27 protein-coding genes and 1 pseudogene are annotated in these 23,873 nt (G+C 36.8%); 13 read left to right on the top strand and 15 right to left on the bottom strand.

Features of this window, described 5'->3' with window-relative positions:
- Positions 1-24: 24 nt before the first annotated feature.
- Entirely contained in the window at positions 25-627 is a 603-nt protein-coding gene (locus H540_RS0108415) for a hypothetical protein (RefSeq protein ID WP_028400255.1), read from the top strand.
- Between the two features lie 135 nt (positions 628-762).
- On the opposite strand, the gene H540_RS0108410 is transcribed toward H540_RS0108415, so the two are convergent.
- Together H540_RS0108410 and H540_RS29250 are read right to left on the bottom strand one after the other, a co-directional pair.
- Positions 763-1,170 (bottom strand): SET domain-containing protein, encoded by a 408-nt coding sequence (locus H540_RS0108410; RefSeq protein ID WP_034670592.1) that lies wholly within the window; start codon positions 1,168-1,170, stop codon positions 763-765.
- A gap of 195 nt (positions 1,171-1,365) precedes the next feature.
- Positions 1,366-1,620 carry a ParB N-terminal domain-containing protein gene (locus H540_RS29250; RefSeq protein ID WP_051317035.1) on the bottom strand — a complete coding sequence of 85 codons (255 nt, stop codon included), beginning with the start codon at positions 1,618-1,620 and terminating at the stop codon, positions 1,366-1,368.
- 244 nt (positions 1,621-1,864) lie between these two features.
- On the opposite strand from H540_RS29250, the gene H540_RS0108400 reads away from it, so the two are divergent.
- From H540_RS0108400 to H540_RS0108370, 7 genes are all read left to right on the top strand, one after another.
- Positions 1,865-2,134 carry a stage V sporulation protein S gene (locus tag H540_RS0108400; protein WP_028400253.1) on the top strand — a complete coding sequence of 90 codons (270 nt, stop codon included), beginning with the start codon at positions 1,865-1,867 and terminating at the stop codon, positions 2,132-2,134.
- 116 nt (positions 2,135-2,250) lie between these two features.
- Positions 2,251-2,463: a hypothetical protein gene (locus H540_RS0108395; protein WP_028400252.1), complete on the top strand. Its 213-nt coding sequence runs from the start codon at positions 2,251-2,253 to the stop codon at positions 2,461-2,463.
- Between the two features lie 427 nt (positions 2,464-2,890).
- Positions 2,891-3,841, top strand: a complete 951-nt coding sequence (locus H540_RS0108390) for a nucleoside hydrolase (protein WP_028400251.1) — start codon at positions 2,891-2,893, stop codon at positions 3,839-3,841.
- Positions 3,842-4,202: 361 nt separating this feature from the next.
- Positions 4,203-4,406 (top strand): hypothetical protein, encoded by a 204-nt coding sequence (locus tag H540_RS0108385; RefSeq protein WP_028400250.1) that lies wholly within the window; start codon positions 4,203-4,205, stop codon positions 4,404-4,406.
- Positions 4,407-4,866: 460 nt separating this feature from the next.
- Positions 4,867-5,070: a cold-shock protein gene (locus tag H540_RS0108380; protein ID WP_028400249.1), complete on the top strand. Its 204-nt coding sequence runs from the start codon at positions 4,867-4,869 to the stop codon at positions 5,068-5,070.
- 94 nt (positions 5,071-5,164) lie between these two features.
- Positions 5,165-5,359 carry a cold-inducible protein YdjO-related protein gene (locus tag H540_RS0108375; protein WP_028400248.1) on the top strand — a complete coding sequence of 65 codons (195 nt, stop codon included), beginning with the start codon at positions 5,165-5,167 and terminating at the stop codon, positions 5,357-5,359.
- Between the two features lie 309 nt (positions 5,360-5,668).
- Positions 5,669-6,577, top strand: coding sequence for an acyl-ACP desaturase (locus H540_RS0108370; RefSeq protein WP_028400247.1), 909 nt, complete (start codon positions 5,669-5,671; stop codon positions 6,575-6,577).
- A gap of 550 nt (positions 6,578-7,127) precedes the next feature.
- Here the strand turns inward: H540_RS0108370 and H540_RS0108365 are convergent.
- Positions 7,128-7,400 carry a hypothetical protein gene (locus tag H540_RS0108365; RefSeq protein ID WP_028400246.1) on the bottom strand — a complete coding sequence of 91 codons (273 nt, stop codon included), beginning with the start codon at positions 7,398-7,400 and terminating at the stop codon, positions 7,128-7,130.
- A 423-nt stretch (positions 7,401-7,823) separates the two neighbouring features.
- Positions 7,824-8,735: a DNA glycosylase gene (locus tag H540_RS0108360; protein WP_028400245.1), complete on the bottom strand. Its 912-nt coding sequence runs from the start codon at positions 8,733-8,735 to the stop codon at positions 7,824-7,826.
- A 207-nt stretch (positions 8,736-8,942) separates the two neighbouring features.
- Here H540_RS0108360 and H540_RS0108355 point away from each other — a divergent pair, with 207 nt between their 5' ends.
- The 4 genes from H540_RS0108355 (at position 8,943) to H540_RS0108340 (ending at position 11,414) form a co-directional block, all read left to right on the top strand.
- Positions 8,943-9,656: a 2OG-Fe(II) oxygenase gene (locus H540_RS0108355; protein ID WP_028400244.1), complete on the top strand. Its 714-nt coding sequence runs from the start codon at positions 8,943-8,945 to the stop codon at positions 9,654-9,656.
- Between the two features lie 88 nt (positions 9,657-9,744).
- Positions 9,745-10,374 (top strand): bifunctional transcriptional activator/DNA repair enzyme AdaA, encoded by a 630-nt coding sequence (locus H540_RS0108350; RefSeq protein ID WP_028400243.1) that lies wholly within the window; start codon positions 9,745-9,747, stop codon positions 10,372-10,374.
- 1 nt (position 10,375) lies between these two features.
- Positions 10,376-10,909 (top strand): methylated-DNA--[protein]-cysteine S-methyltransferase, encoded by a 534-nt coding sequence (locus H540_RS0108345; RefSeq protein ID WP_028400242.1) that lies wholly within the window; start codon positions 10,376-10,378, stop codon positions 10,907-10,909.
- Positions 10,910-10,991: 82 nt separating this feature from the next.
- Positions 10,992-11,414 (top strand): hypothetical protein, encoded by a 423-nt coding sequence (locus H540_RS0108340; protein WP_028400241.1) that lies wholly within the window; start codon positions 10,992-10,994, stop codon positions 11,412-11,414.
- 275 nt (positions 11,415-11,689) lie between these two features.
- Here H540_RS0108340 and H540_RS31950 read toward each other — a convergent pair whose 3' ends face one another.
- From H540_RS31950 to H540_RS0108295, 7 genes are all read right to left on the bottom strand, one after another.
- Positions 11,690-11,845 (bottom strand): YjcZ family sporulation protein, encoded by a 156-nt coding sequence (locus H540_RS31950; protein WP_081415068.1) that lies wholly within the window; start codon positions 11,843-11,845, stop codon positions 11,690-11,692.
- Between the two features lie 2,112 nt (positions 11,846-13,957).
- Positions 13,958-14,254, bottom strand: coding sequence for a hypothetical protein (locus H540_RS0108320; RefSeq protein ID WP_028400240.1), 297 nt, complete (start codon positions 14,252-14,254; stop codon positions 13,958-13,960).
- A gap of 18 nt (positions 14,255-14,272) precedes the next feature.
- On the bottom strand, positions 14,273-15,199 hold the full coding sequence (locus H540_RS0108315; RefSeq protein ID WP_028400239.1) for a Tle-like phospholipase domain-containing protein: 927 nt from the start codon (positions 15,197-15,199) through the stop codon (positions 14,273-14,275).
- Between the two features lie 105 nt (positions 15,200-15,304).
- Complete coding sequence (gene egtD, locus H540_RS0108310) at positions 15,305-16,264, bottom strand: L-histidine N(alpha)-methyltransferase (protein ID WP_034670603.1); 960 nt, start codon at positions 16,262-16,264, stop codon at positions 15,305-15,307.
- A 4-nt stretch (positions 16,265-16,268) separates the two neighbouring features.
- Positions 16,269-17,495 carry an ergothioneine biosynthesis protein EgtB gene (egtB, locus tag H540_RS0108305; RefSeq protein ID WP_245592196.1) on the bottom strand — a complete coding sequence of 409 codons (1,227 nt, stop codon included), beginning with the start codon at positions 17,493-17,495 and terminating at the stop codon, positions 16,269-16,271.
- 241 nt (positions 17,496-17,736) lie between these two features.
- On the bottom strand, positions 17,737-18,381 hold the full coding sequence (locus tag H540_RS0108300; protein ID WP_034670590.1) for a LysE family translocator: 645 nt from the start codon (positions 18,379-18,381) through the stop codon (positions 17,737-17,739).
- A gap of 563 nt (positions 18,382-18,944) precedes the next feature.
- Positions 18,945-19,223: a hypothetical protein gene (locus tag H540_RS0108295; protein ID WP_028400235.1), complete on the bottom strand. Its 279-nt coding sequence runs from the start codon at positions 19,221-19,223 to the stop codon at positions 18,945-18,947.
- Between the two features lie 234 nt (positions 19,224-19,457).
- Here H540_RS0108295 and H540_RS35510 point away from each other — a divergent pair.
- Positions 19,458-19,544: pseudogene (locus H540_RS35510) on the top strand (YjcZ family sporulation protein); the annotation flags it as partial.
- Here H540_RS35510 and H540_RS35505 read toward each other — a convergent pair.
- From H540_RS35505 to H540_RS0108275, 4 genes are all read right to left on the bottom strand, one after another.
- Positions 19,524-19,574 carry a Vmc-like lipoprotein signal peptide domain-containing protein gene (locus H540_RS35505; RefSeq protein ID WP_425388092.1) on the bottom strand — a complete coding sequence of 17 codons (51 nt, stop codon included), beginning with the start codon at positions 19,572-19,574 and terminating at the stop codon, positions 19,524-19,526. The pseudogene H540_RS35510 and the gene H540_RS35505 sit on opposite strands and share 21 nt — an antisense overlap.
- A 309-nt stretch (positions 19,575-19,883) precedes the next feature.
- The gene (locus tag H540_RS0108285; RefSeq protein WP_028400234.1) at positions 19,884-20,237 is read right to left on the bottom strand and encodes a rhodanese-like domain-containing protein; all 354 of its coding nucleotides are present in this window, start codon (positions 20,235-20,237) and stop codon (positions 19,884-19,886) included.
- 276 nt (positions 20,238-20,513) lie between these two features.
- Complete coding sequence (locus H540_RS0108280) at positions 20,514-20,852, bottom strand: hypothetical protein (protein ID WP_028400233.1); 339 nt, start codon at positions 20,850-20,852, stop codon at positions 20,514-20,516.
- 368 nt (positions 20,853-21,220) lie between these two features.
- Entirely contained in the window at positions 21,221-23,806 is a 2,586-nt protein-coding gene (locus H540_RS0108275; RefSeq protein ID WP_028400232.1) for a DEAD/DEAH box helicase, read from the bottom strand.
- Positions 23,807-23,873 lie beyond the last annotated feature (67 nt).

The raw sequence follows: 23,873 nt of genomic DNA, 5'->3' as shown, positions 1-23,873 counted from the left end.
GTATTTTATTTAGGGGGGAAGTTGATGTTATTAAGTTTAAGTGCATTAATAGTTTTCATTTATACTACCTACTTAATTCTAAAAATTTCCTTCAATGAAGATAAATTAGAAAATATGACAGGCATGATAGCTGCGATGTCATTAGGAATGATTTCTGGTTTAACTATGGGGTTAATCTTAGGGATTGTTTTTAAAAATGATTTAACCACCTCAACGATTCTTGCAATGATTTTAAGTTTGATTGTTGGATATTTTGTAGGCAAACCAATTAGCTTACTTACAATAATTGAGGGAATGGCAGCAGGAGTAATGGGCGGCATGATGGGAGCAATGCTAGGGGAGATGTTGCCTTCAGGGAACTTTAAAATTATGTTAGCATTTATGGACATTCTATATATCATAGTCGTTTCTTTAATCCTTCTTTTAATCAATAAAGAATTAAGTAGACGTAGTCATAAAGTCACTAATTTTATTCACTCGTACTCTTCAATCACTATAATGGTTATTGTAACAATTATTATATGTATTACTGCATTTTACAATGGCAATCCTATTAAAAATCAAATTCATAATAATCATGTTGAAAATCATATGAATATGAATGAACATAATCATCAGAATAAATGAACCATATATATGGTAAAGCCCCCCTTGTTAGGTTAGACAAGGGGGGCTTTTGAAGTACGCTAAGTAAAAAATCAGGCTTTTTTTGTTCATTTGAAAGCTTAACGTATAAAATCCGCGTTTTTTAAGGAGTTATCATCAAGTGTTTCCTTCTTGATCATTATCAGTCTCGCCCTTATTAAACCATAGTAAATCTTTGTTATCGACATCACCATTATAGTTGATTAGTATCTCTTCTCCTGCTTTTATATCTGTGTAAGCATAGAAGTCAAACGTGTGGTTCTTAAAGTTAATATCATAAGTGGCATTAGGACTATATGAATGGTTAAACAGCATACCATAACCTAAAAGGACTGCAGTATGGTTACTACCATACTCAAATACGTAATCAGCAAGCATCGTTTTCTCTATGAAAACATGTTCCTTATTAGGATAAGGAATGACCGGTGCTTCATGTATAAGCTCGCCTTTTGCTATATCACGTGTCGCAAATACCCCTCTATTGAATTCCCCATCGCTGAGTGTAGAAGTCTTTATCTCAATCATGTTAATCACCTATACATTTCTTTCTATGAAGTATCTTATCTTCTTGAGTTTGCCAGTTAATAAGGGAAAAAGCAATTAATTTTATTCATAAATCCAAGAACATGTGTTTATCAAGAGCACCTTTGCAGCTTAGGAAAGATATAAAAGATCATTAGTAAAAGGGATCCTAAGACAAGAGTACTACCTCAAATTCATTTATTTTTCGTACATAACAGGAACGATACCCATTTTTACTTCTTTAGCTACAATGTAACGCCTGTATCCATCTGTCAAAACCTTTGTGTTTCGGTTGATTGTAATTGGCAAGTCTAAATTGCCTGTCCGTTTCACATAGTCTAATACTTGCTTCGTTTTTTCAGGGTTAGGGCGAGAATTTAAAAACGCTTCCGTTACAACAATCTGTTCAATTAAAACAAAATCCTCTGTTTCCACTGGATCTTTCGGTTTCATCTTTGCTTTCACCCCTTCTTTCACTTAATTATATGCTTAATGAGTACGATTAACAAATAGTATATGCTTTTGATGTGAAAAGAGGTAAATAGCCTTTATTTGTAGAAGGTTTAATAAAGGTGGATGAATAATGAGTGACTTATTTTCATTGGGTTATATAGTTTCATTAGTTCCTGCTATCGATTTGGAGGAAGTCATTTCATAAATCAAATAAAGCGACTAAATAACAGGGGGAACAATTTATATGGATAATATATTAAAAGTATCATCAAAATCAAATCCGAATTCAGTTGCAGGTGCAATTGCAGGCGTATTAAGAGAAAGAGGTAATGTAGAAATTCAAGCGATTGGAGCAGGTGCTTTAAATCAAGCGATTAAAGCCGTTGCGATTGCAAGAGGATTCGTAGCTCCTAGCGGTGTTGATTTGGTTTTTGTTCCTGCATTTACAGATATTTTAATCAATAATGAAGAAAGAACAGCAATCAAATTAATTGTAGGTTCTAGAAAAAAATGATAGATTTGCGTTTAGACGATCAATATAAGGATTATTTGAAAAACATGCCCCTATTTTTAATTCGCAGGAAAAAACTTCCTTTTTGTCGGAATGATTAGACAGAAGGAGAGGACTAAATGAATAAAGGTAGTCTATTAAAAGATCTTCGAAACGCCAGTCGAGGTAATCATTTTTCAATCAAGATCGCCCAAGCTACTAAAGAAGATGAAAATAAGATTGAAGAATTAGCTAAAGAGTTAGTAAGAGAAGGAAAAATCAAATTAAAAGAGTTTACACAGCAAGAACACTCAGTTTATTTAAAGGGAATACTTAAGTACGCATCCGAATAATCGGGTGCTTTTTATTAGGGTTTGCTTATACGGTTCCCTTTTTTTCTTTCCTGCATTCTTCTGTTTTCTCTAGAAGAAAAGGTGATTTTTATCTTTTGCGCGTTTGTCCGGGATTGTGTACTCTGAATATGTCAAAACGAAAAAATATTTTACTTAACCTTCCTACATGATCGGGATGGTTCTTTTTTATGCACTCCTGCTTCTGAGTCGCGCAGAACTTTAAGGCTAACTACTTACTACTTCCGATAATGACATGTCTATGGTATTCAAAACAAAAATATTTTTTTAGTGTAGGTACAACATGTAGGATATATGCCATTATTGATAAACAGAACGTATTATTTAGAAATACATAAAATATATTAGTACAAGTCTATTCATTACATACTTAATGGAATTAAGACCTATAGTTTTTGGAGGAATGTATATGCCAAAAAAAGTTCTTCTGTTTACAGATTTGGGAATCGATGATGCGTTCGCTATTCTATACACCTTTTTTCGTAAGGATATTCAACTTGTTGGTATTGTAGCCGATTATGGAAATGTATCAAGAGATAAAGCTATAAGAAATATTAACTATTTAAAGTACATTGCAGGAAGGGAGGAGATACCTGTTTTCCTAGGTGCATCTGTACCTTTAACAGGCATATTGGTTCAGTATTTCCCTCAAGTGCATGGGGAAGCGGGATTAGGACCTATCCTTCCTCCTGAAATCCCTTATCCGATTTACTCCATTAATGACATCTATAAAATTATAGACTCAAATTTAGATGATCTTACAATTATTAATCTAGGAAGGCTTTCTTCTTTGGCAACGGCATTTGTTTTAAACTTAGATACGATGCGGAACGTGAAGGAATACATTTGTATGGGTGGAGCTTTTTTCTATCCTGGAAACGTGACCGCGGTGGCTGAAGCTAACTTTTACGCAGACCCTTATGCAGCAAACTTAATTTTACAACATGCTAAGAATTTAACAATTATTCCGTTAAACGTTACGCAAAGTGCGCTTGTTACACCTGAAATGGTTCAACAAATCGATGCGTTTCATCGTAACACACAGGACCCGGTAGGACTCATTATTAAACCTATGTTGGATTACTATTATAATTTCTATTCTAAGTCTAATCCTGGCATAGGTGGAAGCCCCATGCATGACTTCGTAACAATATGGTATTTATTGAACCCGGATGCGATTACCCTATTGAGAGTACCCATCAAAGTAATTCCAGACCAAGGGGAAGGATTTGGTCAAAGTATTGCAGACTTTCGTTTTGAAACAAATCCAGGTTATAAAACACATAAAGTAGCCTTCCAGTTCGATTATGAAAAGTTTAAAAAAGATATTATGACAACCTTCTTAAAGAAGAGACTATAGCAATTGTTAGATTAATTATCGATAATTTAGGATATGTAAGATAAAAATACCTTGTAAAGCTTATTGATAAATTAAAACTTTCACTTGCAAGACACTTCCGTCATAGACAAGCTATGAAAAAGCAGGGCTTGTTGGGCTATAATCGCATTCGCAAAGACGAGAAAACCAGACGGCTCTCGTCTCTCTGAGCTAATCACTTGTCAGACCGTGGATAGATTGGTTGGCTGGGAGATGCGAGGGAGACTTCGTATTGATTCCCATCTCCTTATGTATACCGCTTACCGGATGTTGAGTGATTTTTATTACAATAAAGGCTATTATCTTCTTTTGTCGAAGTGTAAGTAATGGGAGGAATGACAATATGGCTAGAAGTCTGTATTTAATAGAGTATAACACTGAAACGATAGTCGTAGTTGCAGATAATCCTCAAGAGGCGTTGAATAGTTGGATGACAAAGGTGAAGGAAGAACGTCAAAGAGACTGGAGCAAAGTTAAGTTCCATCCTAAAGATTTTAGGATTAAAGAACTTTGCAGCGAGAATTTAGTGATTAGAGCACCCGAATAACGGGTGCTTTTGATTTCGCAAAGTAATTAGCGTGAGGTGGTAAACGACTATACATAAAAAATCCTAGTTTATTCCAGGATTAAAGGTGTTCCCCTTACAATTCTATACTAACACCGGAGCCAACTTTATTCAGTAATTTGAGGCTTCCGTGCGATCCCATTCCACAATATCTACATGAACGGCCTATTAATTGTAACTGGTTCCCTTATTCATCTCGACTCATTTTACCAGTTGGAGGTACAATTTCATTTTTAATAAATTTATCCTAAGGTTGTTATTTTCTGTGAGAACAGGTACAATATACTTAATAAGTATATTCGTCTTACGAATTCACATATTATCAAGTATCAGATGATATGAAATGCCTATGATACTTGATAATGTGTGAATTTTTTATTTTTTTAACATTTAAAAATAAGAGCTGCATATTATATTTAATCCGTTTAGGAGGAACATGCACATGAAAGCAACTGGTAAAGTAAAATGGTTTAATGGTGAAAAAGGGTTTGGATTCATTGAAGTACCGGGCGGGAAAGATGTATTTGTACACTTCTCTGCTATTCAAGGCGAAGGTTTTAAATCTCTAGAAGAGAATCAAGCTGTAAGTTTTGAGATCGAGCAAGGAAACCGTGGACCTCAAGCTATAAATGTCATAAAGCTATAATGTTACACACGAAGAGGCTGTTAACAATTTGAGTTAGCAGCCTTTTTTGTTTCTTGTGTGACAGTGGAGATTTGCTTGAAAGGAGAGAAATACAATGTATTGGAGAAGCAGAAAAAATGATTTGCAGCAAGAAGCGCCCAAAGCACTAGTGGCAGTATGGGAATGTGAATCGGCGGATTGCTTAGGATGGATGCGCAAAAGCTTTTCATTAAATGAAAAGCCGAAATGTCCATTATGTCAAACGAGTATGAAAAGCGGAGAGCGTATGTTATGCACCATAACAAAATAATTTCTTATTTGTTTGAAGCTAAGTCCTATTCGATAACTTAGCTTTTTCTCACTTTTTTACGATTACACATGATTGCATCCTCGAGGCTCCCGCGTCTTAAAAACCTGTTGTTTCCATCTCACTTCCAAAAAACGTATTAGTCCGGATTTTATATTGTTTGGTTGGCGAGACTCCAATTAGATTTTTTTGAAATACAAAAAGAAGCTGTACTTTTTTAACTTGAAAGATAAAAAAAACTTTATGTATTGTTAATAATAGGAGTTGAAAAGAAATTTTAGCAAATCACAATAAGGGAAAAGAGGAAGATATATGTTAACAAACGATTTAGATTTCCGATTAGAACCACGTTTGAAAGAACTTTATGAACAGCATAAAGAACGAGCAAGGAAAATTGATTGGGGTTATCATGAATTTTTACCGTGGGATAAGGGAATGAGTTTTAAAAGAGTCCCGTGGGATGAGAGTCAAGTTACTCTGCCCTCTGGTGTAGTTACAGCTGTTGAAACAGCTCTATTAACAGAAGTAAATCTACCCTGGTTCACTACTTATTTGTCCGAAACTTTTAAAGGGTCTCTTTCTGTTATTACAGATTTTATTCATACTTGGACTTCAGAAGAAGATCAACATTCTGATTTACTGGAGACATATTTACTACTTACTCGAAATGTGAATCCCAATCGATTACATAGTTTAAGAAAATCAGTCGTTGAGAGTGGGTTTAATCCTGATTTCCATACGCCAATCGAAGCGATGGCTTATACGACTCTACAAGAACTTGCAACAATGGTGTTTTACAATAATGTAGCCAAAGTCGCAAACAAGCATGACCCTGAACTTGCTACGCTATTGCGTCGTCTTGCTAAAGATGAGACACTTCATTATGCGTTTTATCGTGATGTTATCCGGACACACTTAGAATTGGAACCTAATTACTGCTATCACATTGCCAATGTGATCATGAATTTTAAAATGCCGGGTGCTGTCATGCCTGACTTTGAAAATCGAATGGCTGTGATTGCAAAAGAAGCGAATTATGGTCCACTTCAATATTTTGATCAAGTACTTGATGTAGTTGTTGATTATTGGAGATTAAAGGACTTACGACCGATTGCACCTCTAGCTGAAAAAGCAAGGATTAAAATCTTAGAGTATCATGCGAGACTGAAAAAAATACGTGATCGATTTGGTCGTTTTCAAGGCACAACTAACCTACTGTAATTATTCGAAGTTTAAGAAAACACGAGTACAAAGGACGGTAACTTTTGTTCCTTCCAATAAAATCGATTATGTAAACAGCAAATTCGCCCATCTCGGACTGTTTACAAACTAAATAGCTACATTTTATTATCGGTAGTTAGCATTACCCGATAAATTACAAGGGGAAATAAATAAAAAGGCCCCTATTAGGAGCCCTTTTTATTTATTTTTGAACGTTAGAAGCTTGTCTGATTTCCAATGCAATTGTTTGCCTTTTTCTAAAGAGTTGAAGCCATCGCCGTTCCTTTTTTCAGACACTCGTCATCAATTAGTCCAGTATGATTGATTTGATGTAAAAAACAGATGCTAAAAAAGAAGTGGGGAAGTCAGATTGGATTTTCGTTTACAGCCCAAATATAAGTTATTCCTTTTGAGGGAACTAATTATTCTATTGGTGAAGATACAGTTACATTGGCAGTGAATCCTGCTCAGATGATTGTAATCCAAAAGGGGCATAAATATTTTGTATGATAAAATTAAAAGAGAGCCTGACTCTCGGTATTTACACTTTTTACTCTGATTTGCTTTTTTCTTCCCTGTAAGTTTTATTAAAATTTTTTAAATTGTCTATCTCGCCTCTATAATGTAGGAGTAGTTTCTTTAAATCTTTTCTTTGACTAGGAGTTACGGCATCACCATCAAGGCTCTTTCCTGCCTTTAAAGTCTGCTTAACTTCCTCCCTCATAGTAACAAGCTTTAGTCCTGTTTCTTTAGGTGACTTAGTCCCATAGGTTTTCATCATAGTGATTAACTTAGCTCTAGCCTTGCTAGCCTTGTTATTCAACTGCCCACCTCCAATTTTTATAGTTACATTTAGTAACTATCCTATTATCATAACATAAATTGCATAATATTTCAAAAAACGATTAATTAAGAGAGTTTTGAGAAGAGGGGAGTTTGGAGATTGTAAGAGTTAAAAACTATCGTGTAAAGGAACACACTTGTTAGAACAGATGGTGTTTTGTTTGTGTTTCCTTTTATGGGTTCACTTCAAGACGAATCGACAAAAGTGAAGAATTCCACATGAAATTTGAAGTTTTGAGGGGCAGAATTTAAAATTCCATCTATATAATTTGAAAACATGCTAAGAAAAAGGGCAGCACTGTGCAAAATGCTGCCCTTTTTCTATTTGCACAGATTGCAGGCAAGGGGGTGTCCGGTAACCTTATACACTTGAATAAACTCAGTATTATACCTTACATTACTGTTAGTAAATGACACGCCATAAATAAAAGGTAGCATATGATTCCCAGTTCTTCCATGGAATTGATATTTCCAAGATTTCATCTTTCGTAGGCTTTCGGTCCATATTACGTAATATTTTTATCGAATTAATAAGACCCACATCATCGATTGGAAAAGCTGTCGGAAATCGAAGGCAGCGCATTAGAACATAATTGGCTGTCCAAGGACCGATGCCTCGTATTTTAATTAAGTTTTTTTCAACATCTTTAAAGTTCATTTTCATTAGTTGTTCCTTCGATAATTTTCCACTTGCCATTAACCGAGCAATTCCAATTATATATTCACTTTTCTTCACAGTCATTTTAATATCGGCTAAGTCGAGAGGTGTTAATTCTGCAATTCGTTTGTAGGATGGGAAAACCCAATATTTTTTACCGTTCCATTCAAGGGAATCGCCAAATCTTTCTACAAATTGTTTCTTTAATGAGTACGCGAACGCTAAGTTAATTTGTTGCCCTAAAACTCCCCAACATAAAGCTTCAAATAGATCAGGAATTCCAATAACTCGTAATCCAAAGAATTTTTCAACAGGAATTTTAAGTAATGGGTCTGCTTTTGCCAATTCATAAAATGAAGCTAAATCGTTATCAAGATCAAACCATTCACAAATATATTTTACAATCTCTTCCCGTTGCCACTTTTCAGTAGGTCTAGAATCATTTAAGAATTGAACAACCATTTGTTTATTATCAATTACGCTTAACTGTACCAAGGACCGAAATTCTCCAATGGCTATTACTCTTGTGATGATATCGTTCTCGATTGCATACATGCATTCATTTTTTCCCCTTGTTAGATAGCCTAGGTTAGCATTCATGTCAAACTCTTCAGGTAGTGTAATCAAAATAGCATCATTAACTTCATGCCATATCACTTTTCATTCTCCTCTTCTTATTACGATCTCCCATACTTTTTACAATATAGTTAGAAGTAAAACTCATACTGATTGGAGTTTTACTTTATCACATAATAATCATGATTAATTTTGTTATCTTGCTATTACATTCTAAAAGCCTTATTTTTTCTTATTTATGAGGTTATAGTGTTGGTTATCAAGAATGCTAAATAGAAGGAGATAAAAATGACTCAAGATATACAAACACGTGTAAAAAGCCTAAATTGGGAAGCAATTCAAGGAGAATTAGATGAGCAAGGATTTGCAAAACTTCCACCAATTTTAACAAAAGATGAATGCGACTCCTTCATGAAACTTTATAGTGAGGAAGAGTTATACAGAACCACAATCAATATGACGAGATATCGCTTTGGGAATGGGGAGTACAAATATTTTTCCTATCCTTTACCTGAAATCATCCAAAATTTAAGAGAGCCCTTTTATCCAGAGTTGGCCAAAACAGCAAATCGATGGTTGGGTTATTTAAAGAAACCAGAACAGTTTCCAGATAATCTTCAAGATTTTTTGAAAACATGTGAAGAGTATAAACAAACTAGACCTACACTTTTAATTCTAAAATACAAAAAAGGTGGGTTTAACTGCTTGCACCAAGATTTATATGGAGACGTATTTTTTCCGTTTCAAGTAGTCTTTGTATTAAACCAACGGGATAAAGACTATACGGGTGGCGAATCCCTATTAGTGGAACAAATTCCTCGTGCTCAGAGTAGGGGGCATGCGATTACCTTGGAACAAGGTGGTGCACTCATCTTTCCTACTAACCATAGGCCTGCTCTTGGTAAAAAAGGATATTACAAAAATACGGTTCGTCACGGAGTAAGTACGGTTACTTCCGGAGAACGATACGGTCTTGGAATCATTTTTCACGATTCTAAATAAATTTCAAATTTCAATATCTTGCTATTTCATCTCTAAAATCGTACATTTTGAATTTATAAGAGGTATATTGTAAGAAGAGGTGAGAGTAATGCCGGAAAATATCAATAATGGATTTCAAGAGAAGCAGGATCATGGGATTTTGAATGACATGGAATTAATGACAAATGAAAAATGGCAAGCAATTATTGATAATGATGCTTCGTACAATAATCAATTTTTCTATGCTGTAAAGACAACAGGGATCTTCTGTAAACCGTCATGCAAATCTCGCGTTCCGAAAAAAGAAAATGTACGTATTTTTCTAAACGCAGAACAAGCTCTCCGTGCAAATTTTCGACCTTGTAAACGTTGCAAGCCTATTAATGAGAAATTGCCTGATAGTGAGTGGGTTGCTCTTATCACTGAATACATTGATAAAAATTTCACAGAAAAATTAACTCTAGAAACATTAGCAGATATTGCTCACGGGAGTCCCTATCATTTGCATCGAACGTTTAAAAAGATTACAGGCGTCACACCCGTTGAGTATATACAACAGGTTAGATTAAACGCAGCTAAAAAATATTTGCTTCAAACAAATAAAGCGATTGCGGATATCTCCATATGTGTAGGTATGCCTAACACGTCTTATTTTATTACTCTATTTAAAAAGAAAACTGGACATACACCAGCACAATATCGTCAGCTTCATCAAATCAGTAAAATGGAGGAAATGTAAAATGGAATCAAAGAATAAACCAACACTTTATTGGTCTTTGCTAAAGTTTAAGGATTGGAATTTTCATATTGCTTCAACCTCTAAGGGGCTATGCTATGTAGGTTCACAGAACAAACCATTCGAAGAATTGTCCGAATGGGCTAAGAAACGTTTTCCAGGAAGTCCTCTTGTTGAAGATGGTGAAAAGCTTGGACTCTATGCGGTTGAAATCATTGAGTATCTAAAAGGAAAACGAAAAACCTTTACTGTTCCCCTTGATTACAATGGGACAGCATTCCAGCTTGCAGTCTGGAACGCGCTTCGTGAGATTCCATACGGGCAGACGAAGTCCTATTCCGACATTGCAAACTGTATAAATAAACCAGCCGCTGTTCGTGCCGTAGGGGCGGCAATTGGGGCTAATCCTGTTTTAATCAATGTACCGTGTCATCGGGTAGTAGGAAAGGATGGGGCGTTAACCGGCTATCGTGGCGGATTGGATATGAAGACACAGCTTTTGGAACTTGAAAGGCAGGGAGCATTAAGCAGTGAGTGATAATGGCCGTAGAATGAATGGAAGAGAGGTCCGTCATGAAAAGTGAATTGTTCTTCAAAAACCCAAAAACCATTCGTTACTCGTGAATACGGATGGCTTACGTACGGTTCGATCGTTTTTACCGGATGGAAATGAATTAGGTGTACTTGAAGCGACAGGAAAATGGTCTTTACAAAAACATCCTCTTCATATTCGGCGTACGATCAATCATCCCAAACAACGAAAACTATTGTACTTTACACAGTTTGACAATCCGATTGATCACTACAATCGATATCTGGAAGAGAAAGCGAAAGAGGACAAGCGTAGCAGAAATAAAATGGCGCAGCAGCGTCAGCAAATACGAAAGGCAGCAGAATGTGTAAAATTGCAACACGCATCCGAATCTGTAGTTGAATCGAAGTCGGAACTGGATCTGTCAAAAGAAGCGGGTCCGGCTTCTGTCGTACCACTACGCCCAGCTCGAAATACAAAGCAAAGTGATCAAACAAAGATTATTTTTTAAACAGACGCGCTCCAATTTTCTTGATAGGAGTATGATATAAGGTATCCTGCATAATTACCTCCCTTTAAAAACGAAGGGATGATGTTAAATGTATAGCAATATCAATGCACGACTTACGGCAGGTGCGAATATCGCTCCTACACCAAGACTACGATACGTCTCAGCGCCAGTTGCGGGTCGTCGACGATAGTGGACGTGTGAGGCGAGTGGATATCGACGCTATCGTGTACATAACGAAAGGCACCCGATGAGGTGCCCCGTATAGTTTTTCGCTATTAAAAGTGGTGATGACCTGTAATAGAAGCCCCAACAATGATTAATAGAATGAACAATACAACGATTAGAGCAAAACCACCAGCATAGCCACAGCCACCGCCGTACCCGCCTACAAAGCCAGGATAGCCACAGCCTCCATAACCTCCATAAAACATAACTTTACGCCTCCTTTTAAAAGAGGAATCACTATCTGAGAATGTACGGATATTACACAGTTGTTGCGTGGATAATACATAGTATGTCTTTAAGCGTATGCTGAGCTAGTTCAACGCAAAAAGGGCGCCTCTTTCGAGAGCCCCTTCGTTTTATTTACCGAATAATCGCGTGAAGAATCCTTTTTTCTCTTCGCCCGCTTTTGTTTCAGGAATGGAATGAAAAAGATTTCTGGAAGTCTTCCGTGTCGATTAGCCAAATCAAAAAGGTTCAGAAATGGTCGGAGATTGAGGATGTTTAACAAACGGCCGTTATCCGTTCAGCCCAAGCAGTTGAAACGCCAGGGGAACATAGAGGGAAAGAGAAGTGGGGATGATGAGTGAACAAACAGACCTTAATTGACTATAGTATGTTTAGGACAAACTATGGAACACAAGATAAAAGGGGAACCATCCCACGTATATGATTCCCATGCTGCAGGAAGCATGAAGGGGAGAGAATAACGTAATCATCAAGAGTTACAAGAAGATATATTTATAGAACTGAAAGCTATTTATAAATCAATCGCAAGGCATGTAAGGCGCCATGTATTGAAAAAACACAAGGGGATGCATACAAGGCTATGAAACATCCCATGCGTCAGAATGATAAAGTTTGCCTCCAGCATATGCCTACTTATGCTGGAGGCAATGGATGGAAGGGCTATGGAAAATGACAGATGTCGAGCGCAGCGACCGGGGAATTTCCTTTGTATAGCGTTGTGTTTCCGGAAAAATAAACAGAATGCTGTAGAGCTGCGTCTATGGAGAAATAGATTGCAATCAGTCGTGAAGGAGCAATCTAATATATATTGTTGGCGGCATAACCCGAAATAAGGGGAGAATACCGAACTTGGGTAGAGGAAGCGAAGCGAGCGACGATACAAAGGCATTTTCACATCTATAACAAAATTCCATTCGATGTTTATGGAAACTTACCAGCCTATAGTATCGTATTTCCAAAAGATCAAAAGAGCCCGGTTGTATGGCGTATAAAGAATACATTAAGATTACAACCGATCTATATTGTCAGCAGCATGGACCACAGGAAGATGATGAGATTCAACTTACATATACATTCATAATACAATAACGTCCTTATATAATCGTAAGGGCGTTATTGTATTATTGACAAAAAGAAGGAACGGTTCGTATATTTGTGTCCCAGCAGAAAAAGATCCGGGTTTAGCCCGCATGTTTGTGTCGTATAACAGCAGAATCTAAGAAGCGTTCGTATATTTGTGTCGTGAAAAGTGGACAAGTAACAATGAGGAAAAAAAGGAATATTTAATGAATGATAAGAAATATCATTTACTTAGAAGAAGACTGAATTGTAAAAGGAATGATTGAAAATTGGTCCGCATATTTGTGTCGCTAGACAATAAGGCAAGCATAACTAAGAAAAATGGTTCGGAGTTTTCTATCGCTAGACAACAATTTTATAAATTATTTGCTATGCAGTTCATGTGCAATTCTTTTCTGTCTCACTAACTATAGTTTACTTTGTATTTGAGACAGATTTATTGTTTTTTATTCAACTTCCGATAATATATATTATGTAAACTAGATTTTTTTTCAAATACAGCAACCCCTTATCCCCTCTACATGACATAATAATCATTATTGTCATGTTCGCCGCGTTTACTTGACGATAATTTTTGGAACGTCCAAATAACTTTTTGCTGTAATCAGGAGCTTACAAATAACTTTTGGAGGTTTCAAATCATGAAATTAACGCAAGCACGTTTTTCGTATGCTGCAAAAGAAATTACAAAGTCTTCTGCAGTTATATTCTGCATTAGTTAAAAGAATCTTCCCGATATTGATGCGTGTAAATTAAATACTTTCTATAAATACTAATATTTCATAGATTTATGCAGAAATAACCGCTATGCATGGCGGTTATCGCGAGAAAACTGTCAGACGCCCTTTCATCACCAATACGGTTGGTGTAGGGAATTAATAGGCAAATAACCCTGTTCACACAGGGTTATTTTTGCTATTCATGACACAACCTAAAAGACAACTTTCGTATATGAACGAAAAAATCAACTTCTTGCCCCCCCAATATAGGAGTCATTTCATAAACTGCATGGGTCCTTCACGGTCTAACTGTTGCATGGTCATTCGATATTGAACGAGTTGGCGTTTTTCTTGTTCGAATTGCTGGATGTCTTTTCGAAGCATATGCATGAGAGATTCCATCTTTCTTCGCATTTCATCAGCGGATTTCCCCGATTTCCAGCTGTTGAGCTCATGATACCGATTCTGTACATACTGTTCCTGCTCATGCAGGTCTTGGATGAATTGTTCCAATTTCTTCTCCGCCTGCTGCAAGTCTTCGATTCTCAGATCTATGTTCGTTTTATCCATAATCTCCCCCTCCGTGCGTTATCCTTTTCCTTGATCCGCATTTTCAAATGCGATCGCCTTATTCTCTATGTAATGTGCTACTTCTTGGGAAGCATTCGCATACCTTGCATGAAAATTGTCTAAGTGATGTTCAATTTGGTTGACAATGACGTTCAAGCCATGACTGTGAGACGTTTGCACAAGAGACAAAACAGCCCTCTTGGAGGATGCAATGCGTTCTCTTGTTTCCATCGCATTGCTTTGCAGTTGTTTTCCCACACGACGCAAATCTTCGGCGTTGACCTCAATCGTACCCCACCCTTGACGCGGGGAGCCCACCATGACTTCCTTTGTCGCTTGATTGACGATATATGGATTTGCCAAATTTCCGTTTTCGTCAAATGTATATTGATCCAAATCATGAAATTTCACCCCAGCAATAGAGAGGAAAAAACGAGCAACGTTATAGATAAAAAACGGGGCACAGAGCTGCACAGACGTAGGCAATAGATTGTGAATGCCCAATCGAGAAATATAATACGTCGAGCCCACATGTTGGGGGTAAGAACCAAACGCTCCCGCACCGATTGAATCATAAGGATGCACATAACTGGTGATCTGTCCGTTAAATTTGCCCTGCTTGGCTCTTTCCCTCAACTCCTTCGGAAGAAGATGCATCACGTCTGGAGCACTATAGGTAACTGCTTTTAGGTTATATTTCGCAGCCGTGTATTCCGCCATCCCTCCGCCAAGGGAATGTCCTGTGGTAGACACGTCATAACCTTTTGCCTGATACTCCTTGACGACATGCGCCACTAGCCTGTCCGCTTGGGTAAATTGACTTTCTTCTACATGTTGTTGCAACCGTTCTTTGGCATTGTAAAATTGCATCCGTTCCTGGATTCCCAAATTTGGTGGTGGGTCTAATGCAGATAATTTGTTTAGGGTGTCCTCGCTTTTTCTCATCCTGCTGCCCACTACATCAACAGCGTCTGCTTTAAAGTCAGGGACACCCCTTCCGAACGGATCATAGCCTTCTGTGCCGCGGAACGTGACGACAACCTGCTTTGATTACAAGGGTTCAATATACGTTACCGCAAAATAATTCTGTTTATCGGTCCAGACCTTACGTAAGCAAAGTCCTACTTTGACCAGTATTTGTTCGTATTCTTTGAGATCGAACTTATAAGAATTCTCTGTATGAATCGTTTCTCCTGGAAGGAAAGAAAAAGTTTCATTTCCTATTAATACTTCTTGAACAGTATTGCTGATGAGATGCATTTCGATTCGGTTTTTAACATTGTTGAAAAAAGCATGATGTGTGAATTGTTCCACTTGAAAATTGGCATCAAGCTCTAGGTTGATTCGGTGTAACAAGTTTTTGTTAAATGCAGCAGTAATGCCTTGTGAATCGTTATAGGCTGCTTCTAATAAACGGGGTGATTTTTTTAAATCAATGCCAATAAGTAAACCATCATTGGGGTTTAGATTTTTAGCTAACTGGCACAAAAACTTTTCTCTGTCATTTTCATCAAAGTTTCCAATCGTTGAGCCAAGAAATAAAATGACTTTCTTTTCTTCTGAGCCCTGACATAGGAACGATAAGGCTTGTGTATAGTCGGCGCGAATGGCTTTTACATCCAATAAGGGATAGGAATCAAGTAATTTTTCAACGGTGTTGTTTAAAGCTTCTCGCGAAATATCAATGGGGATATAACGATTTCCCCTTTGCAACGATTCTAAAATTAGTTGTATTTTTTCTTCACTGCCGCATCCTAACTCGATTAGTGGTGAATTATGACCAATAAAAGCACAAATGTCAGAGTGAAAGGTTGTCAAGATCTCTTTTTCAGAACGAGTTAAATAATATTCGGGTAATGTGGTAATCTGATTAAAGAGCTTGCTACCTTTTTCATCGTAAAACAACTTCGGATGTAACTGTTTTTGGTTTTGTCTTAATCCCATTAAGACCTCTTCTTTTAACGAGGAGAAAGGAGGATTAAAATCAAGGATCATATGATTGGATTGCATCAAGTTATTGTTCCTCCTTAGCTAAACGTATTCCACTAAACTGCCACCTTTTATCGGGATGGAAGAAGTTGCGGTAGGTTAATCTAACATGATTACGAGGAGTAGCACTCGACCCACCACGCAAAACCATTTGGTTACTCATGAACTTCGCGTTGTATTCTCCTAATGCACCTTCTGGTCTTGCGCTTTGCGGATAACGTGTATAAGGGCTGCATGTCCATTCCCAAACTGTACCGAAGATTGTTTTGTCTGATTCGTAGCTTTCATTAAAAAGAAGGTTTTCTAGAAACTTCCCTTCAACTGGTTCATTTCGAAAAGCATGTTCCCACTCTTGTTCGGTCGGAAGGCGGTAACCAGCCCATCTTGCATAAGCATCGGCTTCATAAAAGCTGATATGTGTTACAGGTTGGTTTTTTTCAACGGGCTTCAATCCAGAGAGTGTAAATTGATACCAAGTTCCGTCGATATATTCCCAATAAAGTGGTGCACTCCACTTTTGTTCTGTAACGGTTGCCCAGCCATCAGAAAGCCAATTAACGGGTGTCTCATAACCGTTGTCTTCGATAAATTCAAGATATTCACCATTTGTTACGGGTCTGTTTGCGATGGCAAAAGGATATAGAAAGTGTTTGTGAGCAGGTTGTTCATTATCGAATGAAAAACCTTGATTATTCGTTCCAATCGTCGTGACTCCTTCTTGGAAATAGTCCCATGTTAGAGGCGGGACAAACGACCATTCAGATGGATTTTCAATGTCTTTTTTATAGGAAGGCTTTAAAGGGTTAATTGAGAAATTATATTTAAGATCAGTAATTAATAGCTCTTGATGTTGCTGTTCATGATGAATGCCTAATAGAATCAAGGAATAAAACTTTTCATCTAGTTCATTACTTTGACTTAAAAGAGCAATGATTTCTTCATCGACTGCACGCCGGTAATTTAGGACTTCTCTTACAGTCGGGCGAGAAATAAGACCCCTTTTTGATCTTGGGAACGGTTTACTCAATGTTTCATAATAGGAATTAAACAACTTCCGTGCATCTTCTAAGTAATAGTGATACCCAGGTTTATAATCCATTAAAATAAAGTCTTCAAAAAACCAGGTTGTATGGGCTAAGTGCCATTTGGGAGGACTTGCATCTACCATCGCCTGCACACCAAAATCCTCGGTTTCTAAGGGTTCAACGATTTGTAGTGTTAAGTTTCTCGTATACTGGTATTTCTCTAACAATAGATCGCTTCTTTTTTTTTGAATATTAATAACGATCCCTCCTCTTATATATTCTATTAACGAATTTCTGCATCTTAAACAATACAATGCTGAATATGTATGTTGATATTAGCAGTATGTAATAGCTAAAAGAATATATGACTTATGCATACATATTATGAACGAATATGTAATCTTACTAAATAATTACGAAGATTGAGTTTATTGCTAGCATTGTTAGATCACATATAATATACATTCATTACATCATATTCTTTATTCTAATAATGGCTTGATAACTTAAATGAAGACCGAATCCTAGTATAATAAGACTTGCAACAAAAGAGATCCATTTAAGAGTGCTTGGGTTAAGTGATTTTTTTCCAAAGTGAACGGTGAGAGCTAAGTTTAAGTTCCACAATCCAATCCCTATAAAAACAGCACTGCTGATAAAGAATGCCTTTATTTTGTTATCGTCGTTAAATGAATCACTTAACACTGATCCATATATACCCAGCCAAAATAGAATATTTAAAGGGTTAAAAGCAGCAATAAACGCTCCAGTTAAAAATGAATCCATCAATCCGGTGTTAATAGGATGGTCCCTATCATTAACCATTACTGATTCTTTCTGATGGATTAAACTTTGTAGACCTGTATGAATCAATACCACCGCACCGAAAATGATTAAAGTAAGTTGAACCCCTTCTAAGGTTAATAGTTGAGAAAGTCCCTGGTACATGAGGAACATTAAGATACAATCAGCAGTCATTCCGCCTGCGCCTACAAGGAGAGATGGCCAGAATCCTTGAGATAATCCTCTTCTAAGAATTTCAATATTAATCGGTCCGATCGGTGCTGCAATCGATAACCCAAGAACAATATGTTTAATTATAAGTAGGGACACCTTTTAACCCTCCTTTACAGCTTGTCTTTATAATACATAGTTATATTAGGGGTTGTGATATTATGCCAAGAACATGGACACTACGAATAGCTGGTTTATTGTCACAAAACATGAGTGAATCGCCTTACGTACCAACTGTTGTTATCAATAGAGTACACCCTTTTAGAATAAAATCTAAAACGTGTATTTTCAACGTTTCTAAATATCCCATTTACATATCCCAAAAAGACAAAGATAAAAACAAAAAGACGACTCCTAAATTTCAGGAATCGCCTAGGTGTAAAGTTCCAAGTTAGATGTTTTTTACAATTTCAATTACTTTAGACGGCTCTAAACGTTTTGTGTAGTCAGAATCGACTTCTGATGGGAGCAAGTAAACTTAGGGTATCAAACCATTCGGATTATCGGGAAAGGAAAAAAAAGAACACCTCCTCCCCCTTCATCCTATGGTAATCCCTCTCTTCTACGAGCATCAGCAGCTGCTTGTATATCAACTGTATCCGGAAGAACCGATTTTTAACAAATATGTGTGGTTTGCGATGAAAGTTATTCTTTCTCACATTCTATTCAACTTCTTCTCGATAAGTAAGTGATTCACTGTATAAGAGTTCCCACTGTTCATATAGGTTTTTAGCTGTCTGAAAGTGAAGGTCGGCGGAGTCCACTTTTAAATCTTCCTGTAATTTTTCTTTTAATTCGCGACATGATTCTTCCCATTCCTCTAAGGATTTTATATCAAAGAGTCTTGAAAACATTGGTCTCATATTTTCCCAATGAGAATAAATGTCGCTACACCATTCTAACAAATATTCATGGTATTGTTTTTGGTCTTCTATTTTCATACATCTCCCTCCCGAAATATTTAAGAGCTATTTTAAACTATTTCAAATTGAGGTTTTGGTGCATGTATGACCTATAAAAAGGGCTTATTGTCATTTTATAAGCCTATTTGTAATACAGACTGGCTCTATAATCATAAAGAAACATACGATACATTATCCGCTGCTTTGCCTGATTGTAGTGATGACCCATTCAGTTTTCCCCTGCATATTTAAAGTCAAAGGAGGTATAAATATATGAGTAGTCTTGGACATGGACATGGTTTTGGTACTAGCTTTGCTTTAGTTGTTGTATTATTTATTTTATTGATTATCGTCGGTGCAGCTTGTTGCTGTGGCGGCTATGGCGGCTATGGTGGCTATGGATACTGCTAAAAACTATAGAAAAGCTTCTGTATAAAAGCAGGAGCTTTTTGTTCATATAACCTAGATTTAATGTTTTTATGTAAAACTTAAATATGTATTTTGGGTAAAACTTCAATAGATACTGTTGTTAATTGAATAAAACCGAAGACGGTTTGTTTCATGTGCAGAAAAAAACACCCCAGAATCCGGAGTGTAATGGAATTGATTATTTCATTTTCTTCTGACAAGCATTCTACTTACAGGCTTGATTGTATGTTAATTTGCTTGATGTCAATCCTGATGATTATTCTGTTCTTTTTATTTTTCTTCTTTTAAATCATTAATATGTTCGCGCCAAGAAGTTACTCCGCCCTCTAATACAGACGTTTGATACCCTTCCGATGATAATTTTTGTGCCACTTTCTTTGCAGAGTTTCCTGTTGAACAAACAACAAGGATTTCAGAATTTACTGGCAAAGATGAAAGCGCGTCAGGTTTTATATGTGCTTCATCGAGAAAAAGTTTCTTTTCCAATGCCATCGTTGTGATATTTGGATGATTGATTTGAAAAGCATTCATTTTCTCCTCCGAACGAACATCCAAGATCAACACGGATTGGCCATTATCTACACGTTCTAAAAGTGTTTCAGGTGAAATATTTTGAATTGACATTATGCTTCTCCTTAACATTTAATACAAAACTATAATAAATATAACATAAATAAAAAAGAAGGTTATGTTTTTTGGATCACGTATTTTAATAATTCGAATTTCCTATGTAATAGGCTCCGTTATCTATCATAGTTGCTTTTTTCAATACGCCCTCTTGCAATCTTATCGTCAGCAGGCAAATGAGTGAATTTTTTCAGTAATTGAAATCAATTTTTCAACTTCTTCAATCTGAATCGTTTGAGGTGTTTACAGCGAATAAAAAGTAATGGTGGTTATTTACCAGCACTCCTCATTACCTTTTGTTTCTTCCAACCAATTTATATAATCTTCAAATATTTCAATAGCATTAGCAATTCCTACATTATCAAAATAACCTTTATCACTCACAGTCTCCTCTATATCTTTTAATAGTGCGTATGCATTTACTGATAATGCTGTAAATGAATCAGAGTATTTTTCTATAAAGTTGTCTACCTCTGCTGTGAAGTTTGCTATTTCTTTTTTCAATGCTTCAATGTGACTTCCATATCCATTTCCTGCTTTCAGTTCATGCACAATTTCTTTAAGCGTCACAATAAGCCCTGATAATTTTGCTTGCACGTAGCCATAAAGCATTTTAATTCCCCTCTCTTAGCGTTATAAATCCACTATATTCTCAATACACAAGGGATTGAACGTAAACAAATCGCAAGTTTCAACGTTTACTGACTTTTATATTAGGGCTACTACACGATGAAATGAGATTATAGGTACTTTTTACTTGCGGTAGATAGGAGTAGATGTCTAGCATCAAATAAAGCGGCTCTTATATTAAAAATAAATAGCATTTATTTTTATAAACAAAATTTGGTAAATGAAATTAACAATGGCGCAGACAGAAAAAGACACTCGAATAATTGAGTGCCCTTTCATAATAATCCCATGTTACCTCTTCCTCATAATGACCATGATGATTCCTCATGGTCACTCTTTTTCAAGAACTTTTAATCACCGTAATCGTAAACACGGTGCCTTCTTGGATAACGTGCGGCATGGCAATCGTCACATATTTGAAACGGAAAGTCTCTTGGAAGGGTTTTCCCGCATTTCCCGCATATTTTCTTGAGGTTTTTGACTCCCTTCTTTAACGTGTCATGGATCTCCTCGCTGATTTCTTCCCGTAGCCGCTCCCAGTAAAGCGCTTCGGTTCGTTGGTCTAAGCGGTATAAAAACAAGAGGTGAAGACCAACTGCTTTATAGGCGAGTTCCAGTTCCTCCAGGCTCTCCCTTTTTATTTGCGGTTCGGGAAATTCCCGTTTATTCACAATTGAAAACATCGTTTCTCGCCATTGTTCCATGAGTCTAGGCTCATTTGTTGAAAATGGCAGGTGCAAAAATCCATAAAGGTTCATAATGGAAAGACGTACTTCTACTTCAGTATCACGAATCATATGATACAGTTCACGTTCTGCTGAAAGTGTTGCCTTTTTTGTTCCTTTTGGGCTTTCAAACTTTTCCCAAAGCTCAAAGAAAGTAACGAGTGTACGGGAGTAATTCTGAAATCGTTCTAATACCGCATTCGTTGGTGCAATCGTGAATGTGGAAATGGATTCATCCTCTTGGTTAAGCAGCCGTGTCATGATGTTTATTTCTTTTGTAAATGCTACTTTCCCAACATTGTAGATGCCTTTTCTACCTGCTCGGCCTGCGATTTGTTTCACTTCTTGTGAAGTTAACCGCCGTCTCCTTGTGCCGTCAAATTTCTCATTTTCTAGAAATACGATACGGCGAATCGGCAAGTTTAATCCCATTCCAATCGCATCGGTTGAGACAATGACGGTTGTTTCCCCTTCGTTGAACCGCTGTATCTGTTTTTTTCTCGTTTCCGGCGGCATACTGCCGTAAATCATGCTGACGGAATGGCCATTGTTTTGTAAGCTGGATGCAACCCCAAGGACACGTTTTCTTGAAAAACAAACAAGAGCATCTCCTTTTTTGGTATCGGTAAGATTGAATACCTCTGATTCCACTTTAAGCGGAATATCACGGTTATACTCGCGAATATCAACATTAGAATTGCCCAACAACTGGAGTATCATGGTTTTCATGTTTCGGCTTCCGATGATGTGAACTTCAGCTGCATTCGCTTTCGTAATTGCTTTATACCATGAAAACCCCCGATCCTTATCAGCAATCATTTGAGCTTCATCAATGACTACTACGTCATAAAAATCTTTTTCGTGAAACATTTCAACGGTACAGGATATATGGTTAGCACCCTTAATCGTCTTTTCCTCTTCCCCGGTTTTTAATGAACAGGGAACGCCTTCTGCATTTAATTTATCGTAAATTTCAAGGGCTAACAGTCGAAGCGGCGCTAGGTACAGACCACTGCTTGCTTCTTTCATTCGCTTTAATGATTGATGCGTTTTTCCGGTATTCGTTTCACCAATATGAAGTACATAATGGATATTTCGTTCTACCGAAGGGATATATTCACGTCCGAATATATCTTCAAGCATTTGTCTTTCTTCTTCTTTTTTACGTTCTATTTCCGCTAACTCTTCCGCTTTTCTCCGTTCTCGTTCAGCAATATCTTTTTCGTAGATTGCTTTATGTCTATTAACATCAAATGGGATATTTGCGAGTTTAAGGAGATCAGAAAGATATTCTTCTTGTATAGCCAAGAAATAATGATTTACGAGTTCGAAAATCGGTTCAACTATAATATCCTTCAGTTTCGATTCAGTTAATCCTTGGCCGTATATTTCTTGAAAATCGTTTAGAATAGCCGGCGATAGTCGTTCTATTAGCCATTTTGGTATAAGCTCACAAAGATAATAAGTAATCAGCCTTTCATATTCGTAATAATAGGTTTCATATTCATAGTGCCTTAATTCCCATTCAAGTGACATTTTATGAATAGCACGGGTCCGTTCATGAAAGAAAGTCGATACTGTCCTATCGTTAGATGAGTCAAAATGATCTTCTCTTACTCGTTTTTCCTCCATCCTAAAAGGATCAATGGCTTGATGTCTTGTGTTTTTCTTAAGATCGCTTGCTAATTGACAAGCAACGTAATGTCTGACATACAGATATAATATGGCATGATCTTGCTTCAGAATGTTTAAAGCAGCATAGACTATTTTCTTCTTTACATTTGTCCTTTTTTCTAACAGCTGTTTCTCTTTTTCCCGTTCAAGAAAATGCGTTCTCGCTTTTTGATATTGTTTTTCCCATTCCTTTTGATCATTCGCAAATGTTTCATCTAACCACCTCATCACATCAAAAGGTTGATAGGTTCTCATTTCGTTTCGAAACAACTGATTAATCAGTTTTCGGTTAACACCTTCTACCTCATATCCCATTTCACTTAGAGAGGCTTTTTTCTCGCTTCTTGACACATCATTTGTGACTTTATTCAACCATACGTTGATCCAAATCTGTTCAATATAGTGTCTTCTATCCATGAGGAATTGTTCGTAGGAGGGCAGCTCTTCTTTATCTTCTAAATAACGGTCAATGTCTTCATAAATTTTCTTTTTTGTGTGTTCCACAGCAAGAGGATAAAGAGCCGTTAATTGATTCATTAAAAGTCTCCTTTGATTCGTTAGTTACTTGTAAAGTGAAGTTTCCTTCCATTGTTGTTCCTAAAAA

Origin of the sequence: Ectobacillus panaciterrae DSM 19096, from assembly GCF_000430785.1 — a bacterium.
GTDB lineage: Bacteria > Bacillota > Bacilli > Bacillales > Bacillaceae_G > Ectobacillus > Ectobacillus panaciterrae.
Note: the sequence above shows the minus strand (reverse complement) of the source record. Positions and strands in the feature narration are given on the sequence as shown.

Coding starts and splice junctions, on each gene's coding strand:
- H540_RS0108415 (WP_028400255.1), top strand. CDS start 25: ATGTTATTAAGTTTAAGTGCATTAATAGTTTTCATTTATACTACCTAC.
- H540_RS0108410 (WP_034670592.1), bottom strand. CDS start 1,170: ATGATTGAGATAAAGACTTCTACACTCAGCGATGGGGAATTCAATAGA.
- H540_RS29250 (WP_051317035.1), bottom strand. CDS start 1,620: ATGAAACCGAAAGATCCAGTGGAAACAGAGGATTTTGTTTTAATTGAA.
- H540_RS0108400 (WP_028400253.1), top strand. CDS start 1,865: ATGGATAATATATTAAAAGTATCATCAAAATCAAATCCGAATTCAGTT.
- H540_RS0108395 (WP_028400252.1), top strand. CDS start 2,251: ATGAATAAAGGTAGTCTATTAAAAGATCTTCGAAACGCCAGTCGAGGT.
- H540_RS0108390 (WP_028400251.1), top strand. CDS start 2,891: ATGCCAAAAAAAGTTCTTCTGTTTACAGATTTGGGAATCGATGATGCG.
- H540_RS0108385 (WP_028400250.1), top strand. CDS start 4,203: ATGGCTAGAAGTCTGTATTTAATAGAGTATAACACTGAAACGATAGTC.
- H540_RS0108380 (WP_028400249.1), top strand. CDS start 4,867: ATGAAAGCAACTGGTAAAGTAAAATGGTTTAATGGTGAAAAAGGGTTT.
- H540_RS0108375 (WP_028400248.1), top strand. CDS start 5,165: ATGTATTGGAGAAGCAGAAAAAATGATTTGCAGCAAGAAGCGCCCAAA.
- H540_RS0108370 (WP_028400247.1), top strand. CDS start 5,669: ATGTTAACAAACGATTTAGATTTCCGATTAGAACCACGTTTGAAAGAA.
- H540_RS0108355 (WP_028400244.1), top strand. CDS start 8,943: ATGACTCAAGATATACAAACACGTGTAAAAAGCCTAAATTGGGAAGCA.
- H540_RS0108350 (WP_028400243.1), top strand. CDS start 9,745: ATGCCGGAAAATATCAATAATGGATTTCAAGAGAAGCAGGATCATGGG.
- H540_RS0108345 (WP_028400242.1), top strand. CDS start 10,376: ATGGAATCAAAGAATAAACCAACACTTTATTGGTCTTTGCTAAAGTTT.
- H540_RS31950 (WP_081415068.1), bottom strand. CDS start 11,845: ATGTTTTATGGAGGTTATGGAGGCTGTGGCTATCCTGGCTTTGTAGGC.
- H540_RS0108320 (WP_028400240.1), bottom strand. CDS start 14,254: ATGGATAAAACGAACATAGATCTGAGAATCGAAGACTTGCAGCAGGCG.
- H540_RS0108315 (WP_028400239.1), bottom strand. CDS start 15,199: ATGAGAAAAAGCGAGGACACCCTAAACAAATTATCTGCATTAGACCCA.
- egtD (WP_034670603.1), bottom strand. CDS start 16,264: ATGCAATCCAATCATATGATCCTTGATTTTAATCCTCCTTTCTCCTCG.
- H540_RS0108295 (WP_028400235.1), bottom strand. CDS start 19,223: ATGAAAATAGAAGACCAAAAACAATACCATGAATATTTGTTAGAATGG.
- H540_RS0108285 (WP_028400234.1), bottom strand. CDS start 20,237: ATGTCAATTCAAAATATTTCACCTGAAACACTTTTAGAACGTGTAGAT.
- H540_RS0108280 (WP_028400233.1), bottom strand. CDS start 20,852: ATGCTTTATGGCTACGTGCAAGCAAAATTATCAGGGCTTATTGTGACG.
- H540_RS0108275 (WP_028400232.1), bottom strand. CDS start 23,806: ATGAATCAATTAACGGCTCTTTATCCTCTTGCTGTGGAACACACAAAA.